Origin of the sequence: Staphylococcus simiae, assembly GCF_002902085.1 — a bacterium.
Taxonomy (GTDB): Bacteria; Bacillota; Bacilli; order Staphylococcales; family Staphylococcaceae; genus Staphylococcus; species Staphylococcus simiae.
Map to the genome: position 1 here is coordinate 1 of NZ_PPQR01000132.1, position 21,058 is coordinate 21,058.

Annotated in this window: 16 protein-coding genes and 1 pseudogene; 8 read left to right on the forward strand and 9 right to left on the reverse strand. The window is 31.4% G+C overall.

Annotated elements, in window-relative coordinates; all coding sequences use genetic code 11:
• The 3 genes from CD113_RS11610 to CD113_RS11620 form a co-directional block, all read left to right on the forward strand.
• Nucleotides 1–2,367, forward strand: a 2,367-nt coding sequence (locus CD113_RS11610; RefSeq protein WP_103262362.1) for a CDP-glycerol glycerophosphotransferase family protein, incomplete at its 5' end; no start/stop codon positions are given.
• A 254-nt stretch (nt 2,368–2,621) separates the two neighbouring features.
• Nucleotides 2,622–2,873, forward strand: a complete 252-nt coding sequence (locus tag CD113_RS11615; RefSeq protein WP_002464233.1) for a hypothetical protein — start codon at nt 2,622–2,624, stop codon at nt 2,871–2,873.
• A complete protein-coding gene (locus CD113_RS11620) occupies nt 2,839–3,930 on the forward strand; it encodes an ISL3 family transposase (protein WP_142380913.1) in 1,092 nt (363 codons plus the stop codon). The genes CD113_RS11615 and CD113_RS11620 overlap by 35 nt, the downstream gene beginning before the upstream one ends.
• Nucleotides 3,931–4,107: 177 nt before the next feature.
• Here CD113_RS11620 and nikA read toward each other — a convergent pair whose 3' ends face one another.
• Entirely contained in the window at nt 4,108–5,586 is a 1,479-nt protein-coding gene (gene nikA / locus CD113_RS11625; protein ID WP_002462571.1) for a nickel ABC transporter substrate-binding protein, read from the reverse strand.
• A 164-nt stretch (nt 5,587–5,750) separates the two neighbouring features.
• Between nikA and CD113_RS11630 the strand changes: the two genes are divergently transcribed.
• Nucleotides 5,751–6,887, forward strand: a complete 1,137-nt coding sequence (locus CD113_RS11630; RefSeq protein WP_002462572.1) for an MFS transporter — start codon at nt 5,751–5,753, stop codon at nt 6,885–6,887.
• A gap of 317 nt (nt 6,888–7,204) precedes the next feature.
• On the opposite strand, the gene CD113_RS11635 is transcribed toward CD113_RS11630, so the two are convergent.
• Together CD113_RS11635 and CD113_RS11640 are read right to left on the reverse strand one after the other, a co-directional pair.
• The gene (locus CD113_RS11635) at nt 7,205–7,876 is read right to left on the reverse strand and encodes a type 1 glutamine amidotransferase (RefSeq protein WP_002462573.1); all 672 of its coding nucleotides are present in this window, start codon (nt 7,874–7,876) and stop codon (nt 7,205–7,207) included.
• 239 nt (nt 7,877–8,115) lie between these two features.
• On the reverse strand, nt 8,116–8,472 hold the full coding sequence (locus CD113_RS11640) for a DUF488 domain-containing protein (RefSeq protein WP_002462574.1): 357 nt from the start codon (nt 8,470–8,472) through the stop codon (nt 8,116–8,118).
• Nucleotides 8,473–8,590: 118 nt separating this feature from the next.
• On the opposite strand from CD113_RS11640, the gene CD113_RS11645 reads away from it, so the two are divergent.
• A complete protein-coding gene (locus CD113_RS11645) occupies nt 8,591–9,019 on the forward strand; it encodes a 6-pyruvoyl trahydropterin synthase family protein (RefSeq protein ID WP_002462575.1) in 429 nt (142 codons plus the stop codon).
• A gap of 129 nt (nt 9,020–9,148) precedes the next feature.
• Here CD113_RS11645 and CD113_RS11650 read toward each other — a convergent pair whose 3' ends face one another.
• On the reverse strand, nt 9,149–9,328 hold the full coding sequence (locus CD113_RS11650; RefSeq protein ID WP_002462576.1) for a hypothetical protein: 180 nt from the start codon (nt 9,326–9,328) through the stop codon (nt 9,149–9,151).
• A gap of 28 nt (nt 9,329–9,356) precedes the next feature.
• Nucleotides 9,357–10,502, reverse strand: a complete 1,146-nt coding sequence (locus tag CD113_RS11655) for a globin domain-containing protein (protein WP_002462577.1) — start codon at nt 10,500–10,502, stop codon at nt 9,357–9,359.
• Nucleotides 10,503–11,110: 608 nt separating this feature from the next.
• Here CD113_RS11655 and CD113_RS11660 point away from each other — a divergent pair.
• From CD113_RS11660 to CD113_RS11670, 3 genes are all read left to right on the forward strand, one after another.
• Nucleotides 11,111–12,064, forward strand: coding sequence for an L-lactate dehydrogenase (locus CD113_RS11660; protein ID WP_002462578.1), 954 nt, complete (start codon nt 11,111–11,113; stop codon nt 12,062–12,064).
• Nucleotides 12,065–12,358: 294 nt separating this feature from the next.
• Nucleotides 12,359–13,300, forward strand: coding sequence for a nucleoside hydrolase (locus CD113_RS11665; protein ID WP_002462579.1), 942 nt, complete (start codon nt 12,359–12,361; stop codon nt 13,298–13,300).
• A 265-nt stretch (nt 13,301–13,565) separates the two neighbouring features.
• Complete coding sequence (locus CD113_RS11670) at nt 13,566–15,017, forward strand: SulP family inorganic anion transporter (RefSeq protein ID WP_040801522.1); 1,452 nt, start codon at nt 13,566–13,568, stop codon at nt 15,015–15,017.
• Between the two features lie 289 nt (nt 15,018–15,306).
• Here CD113_RS11670 and CD113_RS11675 read toward each other — a convergent pair whose 3' ends face one another.
• The 4 genes and pseudogenes from CD113_RS11675 to CD113_RS11690 form a co-directional block, all read right to left on the reverse strand.
• On the reverse strand, nt 15,307–16,284 hold the full coding sequence (locus CD113_RS11675; protein WP_002462581.1) for a LacI family DNA-binding transcriptional regulator: 978 nt from the start codon (nt 16,282–16,284) through the stop codon (nt 15,307–15,309).
• 437 nt (nt 16,285–16,721) lie between these two features.
• Complete coding sequence (locus tag CD113_RS11680) at nt 16,722–18,134, reverse strand: glycoside hydrolase family 32 protein (RefSeq protein ID WP_002461629.1); 1,413 nt, start codon at nt 18,132–18,134, stop codon at nt 16,722–16,724.
• Between the two features lie 25 nt (nt 18,135–18,159).
• Nucleotides 18,160–19,437: an MFS transporter gene (locus CD113_RS11685; protein WP_002461628.1), complete on the reverse strand. Its 1,278-nt coding sequence runs from the start codon at nt 19,435–19,437 to the stop codon at nt 18,160–18,162.
• A 301-nt stretch (nt 19,438–19,738) separates the two neighbouring features.
• Nucleotides 19,739–21,024, reverse strand: a pseudogene (locus tag CD113_RS11690) (oligosaccharide MFS transporter).
• Nucleotides 21,025–21,058 lie beyond the last annotated feature (34 nt).

Genomic DNA, 21,058 nt, shown 5'->3' on the forward strand with positions numbered 1-21,058 from the left:
AGATTATACTTTTCTAATGAGTATACAGCTGATAAATTATTAAAAAGTTTAGACTTAAATGATGTATTAAAAAATAATGTATATATAGCTCCTTCACCTAGAAATTCTTTATTATTTGATGAGAAAAGAGGAGGGGAAATAAAAAAAGAATTAGATTTAAATAACAAAAAAGTTTATATTTATATGCCTACTTGGAGAGGAAATAAAAAAGATAAAAACATAAACTTTACCGAGGAAAACATACTTACAAGCTTAGAACAAAAGTTACCTGATGATGTAATAGTATTTTATAAATTACATTCTATGATAACAAAAAACTTCAAATTTGAAGGTGAAAAAGTATTACCATTCCCAGACACATATGATATATATGATTTTATGAGTTCAGTAGATGGATTAATTACAGATTATTCATCAATAATGTACGATTTTGCTAGTCAAAATAAAAAAATAATTTTGTTTACTTATGATTATCATGAGTATTTATCTTCACGAGGAGTATATGAAGATATCACAGATTATCCATTTAATATTACAAATGATATTAATGAGGTTATAGATTTTATTAATACCGAAGAAAAAGTGGATTATTCAAATTTTATTAAACGATTTTGTTTGAATGATTCTAAAAAAGGTGCTCAAGAAGTTATTGAACATATGCTATCTAATAAACCTAATAAAAATATTCAATTATACAATAATTATAATAATAAACCGAATGTATACATGTTTGTTGGACCAATGTGGGATACAGGTATTACAGCTGCTCTAAAAAATTTACTAAAAAATATAGATACCGATAAAAGAAATTATATTGTTTGCTTTGAAAAAAAAGCTATTAATAAGTCTGGGGAAGAAAACTTAAGAATGTTACCTGATAATGTGAAGCTATATCCAATAGAAGGTGTTAGAATTTTAACTCCTTCAGAAAAGCAATTACATAAAAAATATGAAAAAGAAGGTAATTCAGCAGGATTTTCAAATAATCTTACAAAAATACAAAATAGAGAAATACAAAGAGTTTTTGGTCGTAATATTCCTGATTTTTATATTCATTATACTGGATTTGAAAGTAAGTATTCTGAGTATGTAGTCTTCCTTAAAAATCTTGGTACCAAAACAATGATATATGTTCATACTGATATGTTTGAAGATTATAAAAACAAGAAAAACTATAATAAAAATTTAGTTTCTGATGCATGGCAACATGCTGATGAATTAGTTTTAGTAAACGAAAATCTTAAACAAGGTTTTACTGATAATTTTTCATATGAATTAAAGAATATTTCAGTGGCTAATAATTTCTTAGGTATTAATAGAATAAATGAATTACTTAAAGAAGATTTTATAGATACATTTCTTAAAGTTAGATTTCATTTTAGAAGTTTTAGAAAATCTAAAAGTAACTTATTTGATATATTAGAAGCTACTTATATTGATGATAATCTGTCAAAAGATACTCTGATACAAGAATCGATAGAACTATTTAAAAGAAATCCAATTGCAAAATACGCTAAACATAGATATCAAAGACAACATTTAATGAAAAATAAAGAGTTACAACAAGAGTTACAGTTGTCGTATATAAAAACAGTATATGGTAATGAAGTTACTAATGACTTTGTAAGGGTTATTAATAATAGGGAAAAGTGTATTAACTTAATGATAAAGTTATTTAATAGAGAAATTAACAATTCATATTTTCTGCGAAACTACCATAGTATCCAACAATATATCAAAAATTACTTTAAAAAAGTTAATCCACAAATTATTAATCGAGAAAGCATTTCTTTAAACGACAGTTTAGAATTATTTAAAGAAGATTTTGGCCTGAGAAAGATGGAAATATTAAAAGAACTTGAAGACCCTAATATTAAAGTGTTTTTCAATATCGGTAGATTTGATCAACAAAAAGGACATGATAGATTAATTAGAGCTTTTGAAAAGGTATATGAAAAAAATAATAATACGAGATTATATATACTTGCTTCATATGGCCCGATTAAAGACCAAACCTTAGACCAAGTAAACCGAAGTAAGGCTAGCGAAGCTATTACTGTTTTTGACCGAATGAATAATCCTTACCCATTACTTAGTAAAGTAGATGCCTTTGTTCTTTCTTCTTATTACGAAGGGTTAGGTTTAGTTGTCTATGAAAGTATGTTTGTTAAAACCCCTGTAATTTCAGTTAATCTTGCAACAACTACACAATTTTTAAAAGATACGGACATAATACTAGTTGAAGATTCTGAAGAAGGATTAGTAGATGGTATGGAAAAATTGATTCGTAATGAATTTCCTACTACTATATTTAATTTTAATAAATATGAAAAAAATCGTATAAAAGAATTTGAAAATCTATTTTAATGTAGTAACTGTAGTTTGAATGTAATAATAATTAATGTTAAAAGTACTATATTTGTTAACTATAAGAAACACACTTCCATTTATGTGTACTCACATACTTAAACGGAAGTGTATCTTTATATTTTGGCTCTATAATAAATTCGGTTGATAAGATAATTTGAAAGTTATCTTACCAACCGAATTTTTTAAAAAAAAAGGGTACAATACCCTATCATTTAAGTCACCACAACTAAAGAAAGAGAGGGATTGCGCCTATGTCTAATAATATTATAAAAACATTAGATTATAAAGGGAAATACATTATATTTGAAGATGACGTTGAAGAAGTTTATATGAATTTAGTGAGAACTTTGATTTATAAAGGTACATTAACTTATGTGCCTGACGCTTGTGAGCACTGTGGTGCTGTGAATGAAGCCTATACCATTGTTAAAAATGGTAAACGTAAAACAATGGTTAAATTATTAAGTAATCAAGGGACACCATGTTTTTTTAGAACTACATAAACAACGTTTTTTCTGTCGTCAATGTCATTCATCATTTGTTGCCCAAACGAGTTATGTTAAGAGACATTGTCATTTCTCTAATAAATTAATTTTTAAACTGATAGCACAATGCGAAGAGCCTCGAGCTTGTAAAGGTATCGCTCGTGAATATCAAGTGAGTACAACATCCGTCATTCGTTATATCAATCAATATGCCGAAAGTATCAAGTTAAGACCACTCAATGATTTACCTGAACATATTATGGTTGATGAGTTTAAAAGTGTTAAATGTGTAGATGGTAAAATGAGCTTTATATTTTGTGATAGTGATACACATGAAATTATCGATATTTTGCCTAATCGAAAGAAACAAGCATTATTTGATTATTTTATAAGATTTGATAGAAAATCTAGAAGAAAAGTTAAAACTGTAACTATGGATATGCAACGGCCCTATATTGATTTATTTAAACAATTATTTCCGAATGCGAAGATTATCCTTGATCGTTTTCATTTAATCCAAGCATTAAATCGTGAACTCAATCGAGTTCGTATCCGCTTGATGAATCAACTTAAAACAAGCAATTCTCGATTATATAGGAAACTTAAGAAGTTTTGGAAACTCATACTTAAACCTTCAGAAGATCTAGATGCTATTAATTATAGTTATCAACGTTTGTTTAAAGGCTTAGAATCGCAACAATCCATCGTCAACTATATTTTAAATCAGGTTCCTGAGCTAAAAGAAGTTTATATACAAGTCAATCGTCTTCGTGCATTAATTATGCATCATAAGTCAGATTTGTTCGTTGAACAAATTAATCAAGATTTAAACAACACAGATATCAATGGAGGATTAAAGAGAGTGATTAATAGTTTTAAAGACTACCTTCCAGAAATTATCAATACATTGAATCATCCAACACGTTCCAATGGAGCTATTGAAGCCATGAATAATAATATCAAAGTACTTAAGCGAGTAGCCTATGGTTTCAGAAACTTCTATAACTTTAGAAATAGAATATTAATCACATATAAACTTTTTGGTAAAAAGCAAAATCAAGACCAAATAGCATAAAATCTTTAATAAAAATTAAAAAAAACTCCATTATTTTTGAAAATGTAATGGAGGGGATAAGTGACTTAAATTGATGAAATTCGATTCGAAATTTATACATCAACCAAATTTGACAATGAGCCAAAATCACCAAAAGAATATAAATTCTTTTAGTGATTTTGTCATACTATGTGTGAGTTATTTTTCTTTTGTTGTTTTATAGTCTATTAAGTATATGCCTTCAGGTGTTACTTGATAATTTTTAACATTTTTATGTGCAGCGACGATTTGATCGTTATAAGCAATATAGCTGCTAGGAATATCTTTAGTTGATTGTTTAATAATTTCATTAGAAATTTGATGACGTTCATTTTTATCTACAGTTGTATTTAATTTATCAATTAACGCTGCTACTTTGTCATTATGATAGTCACCTTTATTAATTGCACCATCTTTTTTATAAGCTTGATTAAAGAAGTAGCCAGTATCTCCACGTGGAATAGTTCCAAAACTATACATTGTAGCATCCCATTGTGATTTATCTTTTAAATAACCTTCAATATCATCTACTTTTTTAATATCTATATCTACATTTGCTTTTTTAGCATCTGATTGTAATACTTGTGCAATTTTTGGTAACTCAGGGCGACCATCATAAGTTACTAAACGAATTTTAAGTGGATGTTTAGCAGAATAACCTTCTTTTGCTAATAGTTTTTTAGCTTCATTAATATCTTGTGATGATAATGATGGTTCTTTAATAAATTTTAGTTTGTCATTAAATGGACCAGTAGCTGGTTTAGCGTATCCTTGATAAATATGTTCGGCAATACCTTTTCTATCTATCAATTTGTCTAATGCTTGGCGTGTATTTTGAGTCATTTTATCGCTTGTTTGGTTATACATTAGTAGGGATGTTCTAAAGCCAGATTCTTTTGTTGTTTTTAAATCACTGTTATGATCGATATCCTTAACTTTATCAACAGGTACGTCAGTAATTAAATCAACTTTATTAGATTCAAGATTACGTACTCGGTTATTACCATCTTCTTGATAAGTCACTGTAATATGATTTAATTTTGGTTGGCCTTGCCAATAATGATCGTATTTAGATAATGAAATTTTTTGTGATTGTTTATAATCTTTAATTTGATAAGGTCCAGTACCAATAGGTTCTTTGTTAACATCTGTTTTGGCATCAGTATCATATATTGCCATAAATGGATTAGCCAGTTCTGAAACTAATTCAGGATATGCTTCTTTAGTTGTAATCGTTAAATGTTGACCTTTAGCTGAAATGTCTTTGATTGGTAATGAATATTTGACTAAGTCACTTTTGTTTATACTATTTTCTAGACTGTTTTTCACTTTTTCAGCTGTTAATTTATGACCATTTTGAAATTTAATATTGTCTTTTAATTCAATATCTAATGTATTAGGGTTAGGTTGTTTATATGATTTAACTAATACTTTTTTAATATCTCCATTTTTATCTGTTTTAAATAAAGACTCTGCGGCACCAATTTTAACTGGAACATCTGTTTCATAAGGTGCAATAGATTTCGTCTTAAGTGGTAAAGATACATTTAAATCTTTATCTGAAGAATGGGATGAGCCACATGCTGTTAATGCTAATGTAGATGCGGCAAGTACAGTTGCAAATCTGAGGAATTTCAAGGTAAAACACGCTCTCTTTCTATGTATTGTTCAAATAAATTCACAACTATTATTGTAGAACTTTGCTATGTAAAAGTAAATATTTGTACATTTTCAATGGGTTGAAAGCAATACGATATCGTCATACACTTAAAGTAAACATATATTTAAAGAAGGTTAGAAAAATGAAACACTTAAGAACAAGTCAATATCAACTTGTAGTTGCATGGTTAACATTATTCTTTGTCGGTACCGACTTATTTGTTGTCTCACCATTGCTACCATCAATGACTGAAGACTTTGGTATATCGTCTCAACAAGCTAGTTGGATTGTAACGTCATTTGCAATTATTTATGCAGTGACGGCACCTATATTTGGTATATTGGCAGATCATTGGGGGAAAAAACGTAATATTATTGTTGGATTGCTATTATTCGCTATTGCTAATGGCATAACATATATCTCTGGATCATATTTAACCATTTTACTTAGTCGTATCTTTGCTGGAGGTTCAGCAGCTATGATTACTTCCTCAGTGTTTGCTATTACAGGTGACTTAGCACCGCAAAAGAAAAATGGTCTTTATTTATCTATTGCTACGTCAGGATTTTTAACAGCAATTTGGGTAGGTGCGCCTATTGGAAATCTAATTGCGAGTGCCACGCATTGGAGAACTGTATTTATCTTATTAGCTATAAGTACAGTCATTTTAAGTTTACTAAATAGTGTAGTGCTTCCTAATATTATTAAACAAATGGAAAAACCTAACATGGATTTAATGGCATTTAAACATATGGTGATTGATGTTGCTGTCACAATGTTTTGGGCATTGGCAGTATATGGTGTCTACACGTTCTTAGGAACAATCTTCAATAATGTCACTGGCTTAACTACTGTGATGATAAGTGTCGCCTTTACGTTTTATGGCGTTGGCGCGTTAATAGGAAGTTTATCTGGAGGATGGCTTGCAGATAAATTAGGTAATGATAAAGTCATTAAAATAGGAATGACGGCTTTAGGGATTGTGTTGATTGTACTTAGTTTAATTATTAAAATGCCGGTGTTATTGATGCCAATGCTATCAATTTGGGCATTTAGTGGCTACTTAATATTTTCAGCGTACCAATCATTTATTGCTAAACGACATGCTACATTTTCAGGTAGTGTCATGGCATGGAATCAAACTGCAATGTATGTTGGAATTACCTTAGGGTCAATGATAGGTGGATATTTAATTAATCATCACAGTAGTCTATTATTTATTTTATGTGCAATGTCAGCATTTATAGGATTACTGTGGTATCGACTAAAAGTAGTATGAATATGAAAAGTTTTAGCATAATGAGAAATTAAAACAGCGTATAAATAGTTAGTCAGTATAAAAAGAGGGAGTGGGGCAGACATAAATTTTATATAAAATTTATGTCGTAAGCCCACCCCGGCAAGACTGACTAGGTTTGTAAAACGTTGATTTATCAACATTATACAAACCAGACAGTTACTGCCAAATGTTTGAATTTCAGTGTGAAATATTTTTGTCCAGGTCTTCTTTGTGTATTAGTTGTAAAGGATATAACTTATGCATCGTTGCAACACGATTGAAAAAAGAGTATGTGTCAGACAATTTCCACATTAATCTTAGCTACTAACAATATAATCTAATAATGTATACATCACTTTTTTATTTTCTTCTGGTACTTCATGATTAATAATGTCTTGAGGTGTTTGACTTAATACAGAATCAACGACATAAGAGAAATCATTCGTCACAATTTCTTTAACTTCAAAAGGTCCTGGTTCAAAATGGAATTGCAAGCCAATCACGTTATCATTTAATAGGAAACCTTGATTAGTTAAATGGTCACTTGAAAATAACAATTTTGCATTGTTAGGAATTTGGAACATGTCTTCATGCCAATGTAACGCTGTCAATTGTTGTGGTATATCTGGAATAGTATCTGTTTTAAGATAGACTGTATCCCATCCTACTTCTTTAACGGGGGATTTAGTTACAGTATAACCTAGTGCTTTCGTTATTTGTTGCGCACCAAAACAAGCACCAAATATAGGTTTGTTCTCTGTTAATAAAGTTCTGATTAACTCTCTTTCTTCAACAATCCAATCATATGAATCATTCGGACTCATTGGACCACCTAGAATGATAAGCAGATCCGTATCTTGAGCACTTGGTAAAATGCCGTTATAAAAATAAGGATGATAAATATAAATATCATGTCCGTTGTCCTTAGCCCAATCACGAATAAACCCTATACCTTCATTTGGTGTATGTTGCAAAACATTTATTCTCATGTTATCAACTCCATAAATTTATTATTATTTACATCATAAACTAATCTGAATTATTTTGTGAAAATAGTTTGTAAATCGTGTTGAATCGTGACAAGTTGAGTTGAATCATGCTACTCACCATAGTCATTTGAATCTCTATCATACACTATGGCTATGTCGCAGGACACGTTAAGAAATAGTCATCTTTCAACAGTCAATTGCAACAGTGTATGGTTGCACTATGATTAATGTTCATTCATTTACTCTGTTAATAGTTGTTGTAGCACAACGGCTTGATTGTATTGTTCATCTTTTGCTGCGTATAGTAATAACACATGTTCATTATTGTTAACAATATCTTGAAGCTCTTTAAAAGCAGCCTTCTGATCGTCATTTTGATGTAACTCTTGCTCATACTTTTCCTTGAATGCTTGAAAACGTTGGGGATCATGATTAAACCATTTACGTAACTCAGTTGTAGGGCCTACATCTTTTAACCAATGGTCTAACTGTGCCTTTTCTTTAGAAATACCTCGTGGCCAAACTCTATCTACCAATACACGTACTACACCTTGTTCTTGCTTATGGTCATAAATGCGTTCAATATCAACAGTCATTGCTATCTTCCTTTCTAAATTTAATAGATGTCTTAATATTAAGATTACCTAAAATAATAACTAAAAACATAAAAGAGGTATAGAATATACTTATAAAGTTAAAAAGGTGGATAATAATATGACTCAATTCGATCATCTGACAGCACCACAACATTTTCAATACAAAGGTGGAGAAGTTGTATTAAAGCAACGTTACAAATTTATTTGTGATAATAGAATATATTTTTCAACAACGCAATTTAAAGATTTGCAGCAACATTTATATGAATTAGAAGTAGATGTATTATCACCGATAAATGATTTTGGTATGGCTATGGATTTTAATGATATGGATCATATTTATGAAACATTTATCAAACCTAAAGTACATCACCAACGACTGAATGACACGTTGCCTTCATTTAATACAACTGCTGAAAATATAGCACAATGGCTGTGGAATGAATTTAACAAACATTTACCACAAGGTAATCAGATGTATCAACTACAATTATTTGAAACACCACAACATGGAATATATCTTAATCAAACCATGATGACTGAGTAATAAATGGCTCTATAATAAATTGTACTGATAAAAAATTGAAATTTATTTTCTATTAGTTCGATTTCTTGAATTTTGAATATGAAAAAGAGGAGAGGGCATTCAACGACGCCTTCTCCTCTTAGTCTTCACTTACGCTTTCTTTTGTTTGCGTTTTGTTAAATATCTTAGTCCAATTGAAAATACAGTGAAACCTGTAAGTGTTTGAACAAGTGTTTTAATTAAACTATTGCTATTTGTAACAATATTTGAAGTGATAACACTAATTAAATAAAGTACAAATACTTGCACGTAACGTGTATTAACTTTCATAAATCATCCCAACCTCTTTTTAAAATTATTATACTTCAACACTTAATCTTGGTACGAATGTTTCGAAATGAACATGGTTCATATCATAATCAAGTGATTTAAGTGCTTCAATCATAGATTGTAAGAATTTTGTACCGCCACAAATATAAATTTCAGGGTTATTTTCTAAGAATGGTTTAATACCTTCAGCATCTAAGTAACCACTATCATCTTTTAAGTGCGTATATAGTTTGGCATTGTCATTTTGACTAGCAATTTGGTTAAACTCATCTTTAAATGGTAGATGATTGCTATCAGCTGCAACTTGAACCATTTGAGTATCAGCACCTTTAGCAGTAGCTGCATCAAACATAGCAACTAATGGTGTAACACCAATACCTGATCCTAAGAATAATTGTGGTTTGTCAGTGTTTTCTAAGACGAATCCACCAACTGGAGCAGCTAAGTTAATCATATCTCCTTCTTTAACTTCATCATGTAAAATAGTTGAAACTTCACCTTCGTGTTCAGTTGTCACATCACGTTTAACACCAAAAGTTAAGTGATTTTTATCGCCTGAAACGATTGAATAGTGACGTTTAGCTCTATATGGAAGTTTATCACTTGAAACGTCTACAGTAATATATTGACCAGCTTCAAATTGACTTAAGTCATAGTCTTCTGATTCAACTGTAAATGATTTAATATCTTCAGATTCTTGTTTGATTTTTGTAACTTTGAAAGGTTTGAAACCAATCCATAGCATTTGATCATAGATTTCTTTTTCAATTTGAATAAAGACGTCAGCAATTTCACCGTAAGCTTTAGCCCAAGTTTGGATAACTGGATCGTCTTCTTCTAGACCAGTGACGTCTTGGATAGCTTTTAATAAATTTTCCCCCACGATTGGATAATGCTCTTCATAAACTTGTAAGGCACAGTGTTTATGCGCAACAGGCATAATAACAGGTTTAATAACTGATAAATTATCAATATTAACTGCTGCAGCCATTACTGCTTGTGCTAAGGCAGAAGATTGCATTCCTTTCTTTTGGTTAGTTTGGTTGAACATATTTAAAAGTTCAGGATGTGCCTTAAACATTTTAGGATAGAAAATAGATGTAATTTCTGTTCCTTTATCTTTTAATAATGGCACCGTTTGTTTAATAATATCTTTTTCTTGTTCTGTAAGCATGATACTCCTCCTTTAATCTGTTTAATTCAATTATTCTACTAAAAATTGTCATATTCAATTGTTTGAAACGAAAAAATATAATTATTTCTAAAAGTTTGATAATTATATGACATTTTTTGTTATTTCCTTACTTTTTAGCAAAAATTGTATACAATTAACTAAATGTATATTAAAAATAGGATGTTTTACTATAGTTTTAAAAAGTCTTGTGTCAGAGAGCTATAATAATGTTAAATAGTAAATGATAATTTGGTTAAGTCATTCATTATTTGTAAACGCTTTTAATAAGATGAAGACATCAACAATCAAACTATCAATAAGAGATATGATCAGACAAAGGTCATATCTCTTTTATTTTTGAAATTAATTATGTATACGAACTACAGAAAGTGTAAAGTTATTATAAAAATATGAAATAAATCACAATTAATAATTGACCGTTATTTATATGCGTGTTACATTCTATATGTGAAATAAATCACAAACTTTTATTTAATTATTAATATGAAAGAATAAGTTAAAGTTAGAGGTGTTAAAGACACCTTAAACGAAATGACATAGTAAACCATCAAGGGTTTAGACAACAATATTAAAGGGAGTTTAAAAAAATGAATCAATTTAAAGGAAATAAAGTAGTACTTATCGGAAATGGCGCAGTTGGCTCTAGTTATGCATTTTCACTTGTTAACCAAAGTATCGTTGATGAATTAGTGATCATTGACTTAGATACTGAAAAAGTAAAAGGTGATGTAATGGATTTAAAACATGCAACACCTTATTCTCCAACAACTGTTCGTGTTAAAGCTGGTGAGTATAGTGATTGCCATGATGCAGATTTAGTAGTTATTTGTGCAGGAGCTGCTCAAAAACCAGGAGAAACACGCTTAGACCTAGTAAGTAAAAACTTGAAAATATTTAAATCTATTGTAGATGAAGTGATGGCATCTCAATTTGATGGTATCTTTTTAGTAGCTACAAATCCGGTTGATATTCTTTCTTATGCAACATGGAAATTCTCTGGATTACCTAAAGAACGTGTTATTGGTTCAGGAACAATTTTAGATTCTGCACGTTTCAGATTATTATTAAGTGAAGAATTTGATGTGGCACCAAGTAGTGTTCACGCACAAATTATTGGTGAACATGGAGATACTGAATTAGCAGTATGGTCACATGCTAATATTGCAGGACAACCACTAAAAGAAATTTTAGAAAAACGTCCACAAGAAAAAGAAAAAGTCGAACAAATCTTTGTTCAAACTAGAGATGCGGCTTATGATATTATCAAAGCTAAAGGTGCCACATATTATGGTGTAGCTATGGGCTTAACTAGAATTACGGAAGCTATTTTTAGAAATGAAGATGCTGTATTAACAATTTCTGCTTTATTGGAAGGAGAGTATGGTCAAGAAGATTTATATATTGGCGTACCTGCTGTTATCAATAGAGGTGGCATTCGTAATGTTGTAGAAACACCATTAAATGAAGAAGAACGCACACAATTTGCGCACTCTGCACACACACTTAAAGATATTATGTCAAAAGCTGACGAACTAAAATAATTAGAAAGTTGTCATCTACCAAGACTTAATATATACCATACCCCATAATGAGAGACTATTTGATACATTGATATATTTCAAATAGTCTCATTTTTATGTCAAAAATGAATGGCTAAAAACTTAAATTGATATAGTAGTTTTTAGACGAAGTTACAAATTTTGAATTTGTTTTAGAGAAAATGACAATGCGTATCATTATAATAACGTTTACAATAAATATTAAAGAAGACATCAATGATAAGGTTATGATGAACTATAGAATTTTATAATATTTAGGAAAGGTGTGTTGTAGTAATGTCGACAAAGATAATTATGGATTGTGATCCAGGACATGATGATGCTATAGCCTTAATTTTAGCTGGAGCGGCAAATAGTACTTTAGAGATATTAGCAGTAACCACGGTTGCGGGAAACCAAGCAGTAGAGAAAAATACTACTAACGCGTTGAACGTGCTAGATATAATGGGACGTGATGATATTGATGTAGCAGTTGGGGCAAATCGACCGTTGATTAAAGAAGCGGCATTTGCAGCTGAAATACATGGTGACAGTGGCTTAGATGGTCCAACACTTCCAGATAAACCAGCTAAAGAACCACTTAAGCAAGCGGCTGCCGACGTTATTATTAACCATGTTACAACTAGTCCAGAGCCAGTGACTATCGTTGCGACAGGACCTTTAACGAATGTTGCTACAGCGTTAATTCGTCGACCTGACATTGCAGATAATATAGCTTCGATTACTTTAATGGGTGGTGGCACGTTCGGCAATTGGACGCCTACAGCAGAATTTAATATATGGGTAGATGCAGAAGCTGCTAAACGCGTTTTTGATAGTGGTATACGTATTAATGTCTTTGGCTTGGACGTCACACACCAAGTTTTAGCAACTGATCAAGTGATTGAGCGTTTTAGTCATATAGATAACGATGTTGCACAATTTGTAGTAGAATTATTACGCTTTTTCAAATCAACTTATAAAAAACATTTTGATATGGACGGTGGACCCATTCATGATGCATGTACAATTTTATATTTATTGCATCCAGAAGTATTTACAATGCAACATGTGAATATCGATATAGAACATCAAAGCGACTTAACTTATGGCACAATGTCAGTAGATTTAAATCGTGTTACTGGTAAAGATGCGAATGCTTATTTTGCAACTGAAGTTGATGTGGAGCAAGTATGGAATATTATGGAAGCAACGTTACAGACTTACGATAAACAATAACATAATAAAATAATGACTAGACGACAGCTTGAAACGAGTAATGTTTCGAGCTGTTGTACTGTTTGTAAAATCTGAAACTATGGGATTGATGTTGGCAAGATGATTGTCTATATATGACGATGGATTTAATGAATTGCTTTTTAAATGACATTAACTATAGATAGTCATCGTGAATCCTGATAGAATAGGTTTGTTTTGATTATAAGAGAAAATGAGTTATTTATATGAATGTGCATATAAATATAACAATTTGAAAGGAGCAAATATGAACAACAAACTAAAAAATGAATGGTTTAAAGACCCTAAGACCAATATATTAGCAGGTATCGTCGTTGCCCTGGCATTAATACCAGAAGCCATTGCCTTTTCTATCATTGCAGGTGTAGATCCGATGATTGGTTTATATGCTTCTTTCATTATTGCAGTCGTCAGCGCCTTTGTAGGTGGCAGACCAGCTATGATATCAGCAGCAACAGGTGCCGTAGCGTTAATTGTGACACCGTTAGTCAAAGATTATGGTTTAGATTATTTAATTGCTGCTACGATTTTAATGGGGATTATCCAATTAATATTAGGAATATTTAAAGTGGGCCAACTTATTAAATTTATCCCGAACTCTGTCATGATTGGTTTTGTTAATGCCTTAGCAATTATGATATTTATGGCACAAATTGAACATATTTTTGGTATTTCGATAGATACCTATATATATGTCATCGTAACCTTACTTATTATTTATGTATTACCACGTTATTTTACAGCGGTTCCAGCACCATTAATCGCAATTATCATATTGACCATTGTATCTATGACAACAGGTTCTAATGTTCATACTGTAGGCGATTTAGGTGATATTAAACGTACCTTACCACAATTAGTTATTCCTAATGTACCTTTTAATCTGGACACATTAAAAATTATTTTACCTTATTCTGCGTCAATGGCTATAGTCGGATTAGTTGAAAGTTTATTAACTTCAAAATTAATAGATACCGTTACAGATACATCAAGTAATAAAAATAGAGAATCACGTGGTCAAGGTATTGCTAATATTTTCTCTGGTATGTTTGGCGCTATGGGTGGGTGTGCTATGATTGGCCAATCTATGATTAATGTGCGCTCTGGTGCTACTACAAGATTATCGACATTGACAGCAGGGGCAGTCTTGATGTTTATGATAATTGTGTTAGGAAACTTTGTCGTTCAAATTCCTATGCCTATCTTAGCCAGTATTATGGTGATGGTATCAGTAGGGACATTTGATTGGCAGTCATTTAAATATTTAGTTAAAGCACCTAAGACAGATGCTATAGTGATGTTATTGACTGTTATCATCGTGCTTGCAACACATAATTTAGCAATAGGTGTAGTGATTGGTGTTATTTTAAGTGCTTTATTCTTTGCTACGAAAATTTCACATATAACAGTGGAAAAGCATGTAGAAGATTTGAATATATATTATTACTTGAGAGGTCCAGTATTCTTTGCATCAGTTGAATCAATAATGAATCAAATCGATTTACATGAACAAGATCGCACAATTACACTTGATTTTCAACAAGCAAAACTGTGGGATGATTCAGCAGTTAATGCAGTGGATACTTTAGTGGATAAATTAAAACTTCAAGACAATACAGTCTATGTTATCAACTTAGATGAACAAAGCCAAAGTATGATTAAAAAGTTAAGTAATATAGATGAAGCCTATATATTATAAAGGTATATAATAACTTAAACGTATCAATAAAGGTTCTCTTTCAAATTGGACTGATACATCATTATTTTATAAAGTCTCGAAACCCAGCTTGCACGTTATAGTGAAAATTCTGGTGACAGAATTTTTCTTTGCTGGGTCCCTACTTCAGGAGTCTCGACTTTAAAATATTCGTATTTTAAATTAATCAATTTTTGTTTATCAGTCCCAAAATTTAGAGAACCTAAACACAAAGCTAGCAGAAGGATTATATTAATCCCTTGCTAGCTTTTTTGGGGTTTTTAGATTGATTTTAGCCGGTAGTACCTTGGTGTATAGAAATTGGTAACACATACTCGGTATTGGTCTGTTCATTATTCATACGTTGTTCTAATAATTGGATGGCTGTAGTAGTAATATCATCGATAGGTTGGATAACAGTTGTTAAATTAGGCATTAATGATTGTATCATTGCTGTGCCATCATACCCGATGATTTTCAAAGTTTCTGGAACTTTATAGCCTAAGTCGAGTGCCAAATTATATATTTGAATAGCATCTGTATCATTAGAAGCAAAGATACCTTCAACATCGGGATGCTCTTTGAAAATATTTTTGAACAACTGTAATTTACTATCAAAATCTAGACTAAAGTCAATGGTATAGGTAATTGGTGTCAGTTGATGAGATGACATCACGTCTTCATAGGCTTGCTGTCTTAAATTAGCTGGTGTATTAATAGTGACTGGTCCGTTAGTATGTATAATTTTCTTGATACCACTATTTATCAAACGTTGAGTAATTTGAACGCCACCATTATAGTTATCAGAACGGACTGTCGGTATATCACTATTCATTATTCTATCAATAGCAACGATTGGAAGATCGAGATGATTATATTCTTCAATACCAATATTATGCGTGCCAACAATTAACCCATCTACTTGATTAGACAATAGTTGATTCATGTAATGTGCCTCTTTATCTGGGTTATTGATAGAATTACCCACAATCACATAATACCCTTGTTCGAATAATTTAGTCTCTAATTGATGGATTAATTCTCCGAAAAAGGGGTTAGAAACTGTAGGAAATAGTAAACCAATGATGTTCGTTTTTTGGTTGTAAAGCTGACGAGCAGCTGAATTAGGTTGATAATTAAGCTGTTTCATGGCATTTTCTACTTTGTCTTTCGTTTGTTGACTTAAGTAACCACGATTATTTAAAACGCGAGATACAGTTGTTTTAGAAACATTTGCTAAATTTGCAACATCCTCTAATTTTGGTTTCATTCATAGTCTCTCCGATATAGCATATTTAAACTTTATCATAGCCTTTTTAGACACTAAAATCTAGAATTACAAAGAAAAAAAGTGGGACAGGGAGTGGGACAGAAATAAATTTTATATAAAATTTATTTCGTAGTCCCACCCCGGCAAGACTGACTAGGTTTTCAAAATGGTGATTTATCAACGTTTTGAAAACCAGACAGTTACTGCCAAATGCTTAAATTTAAGTGTGAAATACATTTTGTCCCAGGCTCATAGATCCCATCTTGTACATTCATGTAAAAATCCATACCTGGATTTATGATGATGGGTCCCAACCACTCGGTTAAGTCTGATTAGGATTAAAAATGTTGGATTATCAACAATTTTTAATCCAATCAGTGACTGCTAATCATATGATATTAAATAGAAAAAGATATTTATTGTACACGCTCATATATTTATTCGTAGTCTACTGCACTAGATGTTAAATGATATTTATCAACATGAGCTACAATGTTATGAGGTGAAGACATCCATACTTCAGGTGCACACTCACTATAGTAACGTTCTGTAAAAACAGCTTCTCCATTATTAATGAATAATTCTAATGAACTTTTATCAATAAAGATATGCAACTTGATATCTGAACAAGGATCGATTGTCGCATATCTATAATCTTCCAAATCATGACGGTATAATTTAAATTTATTATTGTTATGACTATATTGAATAGTAATTAAATCATGTTCTGAATTGTTTAATGCAATTGTGAAATCTTCGGCTACAGTTTCAATATTTAATTCAACAAAAGACGTATCTTGTGATAATAATTGTTTATTGGATAAGTTGATTTGTTGATGAACACCGTCATCTAAACGTAATTGTGTTAATTCATCAATTGGTTGCATATAAAGTTTTTGCCCAATTAATTTTAGCTCTCTTGGTAGTGTCAATGCGCCAGACCAGCCATCTTGTTGTTCTGGCATGTTGCTTTCCCACATAGCCATCCAGGCAATTACAATTCTTCTACCATCAGGACTTAGCATAGTTTGAGGTGCATAGAAATCATGACCATGATCTAATTCGGTAAATTGAGTGTGATTAAATTGGAAGGATTCATAATCAAATTGACCTACCATATATCCATTTTGAAATAGATTTAAGTACTGTTCTTCTTCTGATTCCATACCTTGAGGTGATAATAAAAAGACGAATTGGTTATCTAATTCAAAAAAGTCAGGGCATTCCCACATATAGCCTTCAGAAAGTAGCCCATTTGATTGTGCCACAGGACCTAAGTATTCCCAATTCAGTAAATCATCAGAGCGGTAAAGAATAATCCTACCTAAGTCATTGTCATTTTGGCTACCAACAATCATGTAATATTGATTGTTATGTTGCCAAACCTTTGGATCACGAAAATGATGTGTATTATCACTAGGTGGTTCAGCAATGACTGGATTATTTTGATACTTCGTAAAATGAATGCCATCTTTACTGTAAGCTAAATTTTGATTTTGCCAAAAATGATCTGGATCGTTATCTTCATAATAATGATGACCAGTATAGAAAAGATATAATTGATCATCTTTAACAATAGCCGTTCCAGAGAAACAACCGTTTTTATCTTCCATATCACCGGGAGTAAGTGCAATGGGCAGTGTTTCCCAATGAACTAAATCTTTGCTTCGTGCATGACCCCAATGCATTGGTCCCCATTCAGGTGCATAAGGGTAATGTTGATAAAAAATGTGGTAATAGCCATCGTAATAAGAGAAACCATTGGGATCATTTATCCATCCTGATTTAGGCATGATGTGATAACCTAAGCGATAGCGTTGATTGGTCACTTTTGCTGGTAATTGAGTCATAAAAAACAACCTTTCTATAAGTTAATTAGTGTCTAATAAATGGGTCTCCATGTACAAAATCATTATCTTTTCTCAAAGTGAAAAATGCGAATATTCCAGCACATAAAACAATAAATGAGATGACGAAGAATGTTGGTTGGTAACCGATATGGTCTCTTAATGTACCAAGTGGACTTGATAAAAATACTTGGCCAATTTGTGCTGAAACATTATAGCCAACCATGTATATGGTTGCTGACATTTTTGTATCAAAATGTAATGTAATATAACGGAAAATAGGTAAAATAAACAAAGGTACTTCCAAAGCGTGAAACATTTTAATGAAAGATACACTGACAGGACCTTGTGCGATACCACATAAGCCGATTCTTAAAAACATAACTGTTACACCTAACATCAATGTATTTCTAACGCCGATTTTAGACATAATAATTGGAACGATACCCATCATAATTGCTTCTAAAAATACTTGTACTGAATTTAATGTTCCATATGTTTGCTGACCTACACTAGGTGATGAGAACAATTGAGTATAAAACTCAGGGAACATTTGTTGGTCAAAGATAGTATAGAAAGACCAAGAAAACATAATGAAGATAATAATTTTCCATAAATCTTTCATTTTAAGTAGTGAAGCCATATTTTTTAATGATGGAACGGCTTCTTCATCTATATCTTGATGTTCTTTAACTGGTGTAATATCTTTTTCGGGTTTCCAGAAAATTAAAGTTAGTAGTAATAATAAGCCTAAGAAAGAACCTAACCAAAAATTTAAAAATGGATTAATAACAAAAGTAAAACCAGCTACAAGTGCCATCACAGCGTAACCAAATGACCCCCAAGCACGAGCTTGTCCATAATTAAAATTGAAAAAACGACTAAATCTTTCACCAACTGCCTCATATACACCAACAGCTGCTAAAAAGCCACATGATAGGAAAATTGCCCCAACGATGACACCTAACCAATATGTATTTTGAATTAAAGGTATATATAGCCAAATGAAGAACGGGCCAACTAAAGTAGAAAATGCTGCACAAAATATTAATAGCGAACGTTTCAACTTTAATTTATCTTGTATAACACCATATATAAACATCAATATTAGTGTAGCAAAAGAATTGGCAGCATATATTGTACCAACTTGATTACCATTTAAACCTAAACCATGATCACTAGAAGTTAACCAAATTTGGAAAAATGACCACCAAACACTCCATGATGCAAAGAACAGCATGAACATTAAAGAACTTTGTAAATAAGACTTATTGCTTAATGTATCAACGATTTTACTGTGTTTCATAAGAACACCCCTTTTTGTTTTGAAAACGTTTTCTTTCAAATAGAATAACGTTATGTTAATTGTATGTCAACCGGTTGACACAAAATGACATATTCTAAATAAAATAATGATAAAGACGTTGTCGCAACAGAAATAGGTATTGAATAAAGGAATTTCATAATCTAAAATAGCGAACCTTATAAAATGCACTAGATTCTCATTAATACAAGTATGTGATTTTAATCGTTTCATTTAATATGCAAGATGGAATTTACGACACGACTTTTAGAAAATTCTATCTAATGTATTCTCCAAAACAATACTACTCTGACTTAGATTTATTAAAGGCATCCCCATAAACGTAGTCATCGTCTTTTCTTAATGTGAAGTAACCAAAAATGCCTGCGCTACAAATGATAATGGCAATAACGAAAAATGTTGGTTGATAGCCAAGATGGTCTCTTAAGATACCTAGTGGGCTAGATAATATAACTTGACCAACTTGTGCAGAGACGTTGTATGCAACCATGTAAATAACTGCAGATAATTTTGTATCAAAATGTAATGTAATATAACGGAACAGTGGTAAGACAAAAAATGGTATTTCTAAAGCTTGAAACATTTTAATCACTGAAGCACTGTATGGACTTGAAATGATACTAGATACCCCAATACGTATAAACATAATTGATACACCAATCAATATCGTTCTTTTGATTCCAATTTTGTGCATGATTAAGGAACAACACCCATCATTATAGCTTCGAAAAATACTTGAATTGAATTTATTGTGCCGTATGCTTTATGACCTAAACTAACAGATGAAAATAAGTCAGTATAAAATTCAGGAAACATTTGTTGTTCAAAAATGGTATAAAACGACCAAGAAAACATAGTGAAAATAATAATTTTCCAAATGTCTTTAACTTTTAATAAGGAAAGCATCGATGTTATAGACGGAACCGGTTCCACATAGCCTGCATTATTCCCCGAATCATCACTTGTTTGTGGTTCGGTTTTCCATAACGAAAGAACAAGTAAGAGTACTAGACCAAGGACAGAACCTAACCAGAAATTTAAGTAAGGATTAATATTAAAAGTAAAACCAGCGATGAGTGCTACGATAGCGTAGCCAAATGTACCCCAAGCACGAGCTTGACCATAATTGAAGTGGTAAGTGCGACTCATTTTTTCACTAACAGCTTCAAATAAACCTATAGCTGCTAAAAATCCACTTGATATGAATATAGAACCAGCAACGATACCGAGCCAAAATGTATGTAGAATCAAAGGAACAAAGACCCAAATAAAAAAGGGCGCTACTAACGTAGATAGGCATGAACAGACAATTAATAGTCCACGCTTTAACTGCAATTTATCTTGAATGACGCCATAAATGAAGACGAAAATCAATGTGACAAATGAATTAGTTGTAAAGATTAAACCTACGTTACTACCATTCAACCCCAAACCTTGATCTTCAGAAGTTAACCAAATTTGAAAAAATGACCACCATATACCCCAAGATGCAAACAATAGCATCAATATCAATGATGTTTGAATATAAGATTGCCTACTTGTAGCAGTCTTAATCTTATGGCTTTGCATTACCTCACCTACTTTTAAAAGTTAATAATATCTT

Coding starts and splice junctions, on each gene's coding strand:
- CD113_RS11615 (WP_002464233.1), top strand. CDS start 2,622: ATGTCTAATAATATTATAAAAACATTAGATTATAAAGGGAAATACATT.
- CD113_RS11630 (WP_002462572.1), top strand. CDS start 5,751: ATGAAACACTTAAGAACAAGTCAATATCAACTTGTAGTTGCATGGTTA.
- CD113_RS11635 (WP_002462573.1), bottom strand. CDS start 7,876: ATGAGAATAAATGTTTTGCAACATACACCAAATGAAGGTATAGGGTTT.
- CD113_RS11640 (WP_002462574.1), bottom strand. CDS start 8,472: ATGACTGTTGATATTGAACGCATTTATGACCATAAGCAAGAACAAGGT.
- CD113_RS11645 (WP_002462575.1), top strand. CDS start 8,591: ATGACTCAATTCGATCATCTGACAGCACCACAACATTTTCAATACAAA.
- CD113_RS11650 (WP_002462576.1), bottom strand. CDS start 9,328: ATGAAAGTTAATACACGTTACGTGCAAGTATTTGTACTTTATTTAATT.
- CD113_RS11655 (WP_002462577.1), bottom strand. CDS start 10,502: ATGCTTACAGAACAAGAAAAAGATATTATTAAACAAACGGTGCCATTA.
- CD113_RS11660 (WP_002462578.1), top strand. CDS start 11,111: ATGAATCAATTTAAAGGAAATAAAGTAGTACTTATCGGAAATGGCGCA.
- CD113_RS11665 (WP_002462579.1), top strand. CDS start 12,359: ATGTCGACAAAGATAATTATGGATTGTGATCCAGGACATGATGATGCT.
- CD113_RS11670 (WP_040801522.1), top strand. CDS start 13,566: ATGAACAACAAACTAAAAAATGAATGGTTTAAAGACCCTAAGACCAAT.
- CD113_RS11675 (WP_002462581.1), bottom strand. CDS start 16,284: ATGAAACCAAAATTAGAGGATGTTGCAAATTTAGCAAATGTTTCTAAA.
- CD113_RS11680 (WP_002461629.1), bottom strand. CDS start 18,134: ATGACTCAATTACCAGCAAAAGTGACCAATCAACGCTATCGCTTAGGT.
- CD113_RS11685 (WP_002461628.1), bottom strand. CDS start 19,437: ATGAAACACAGTAAAATCGTTGATACATTAAGCAATAAGTCTTATTTA.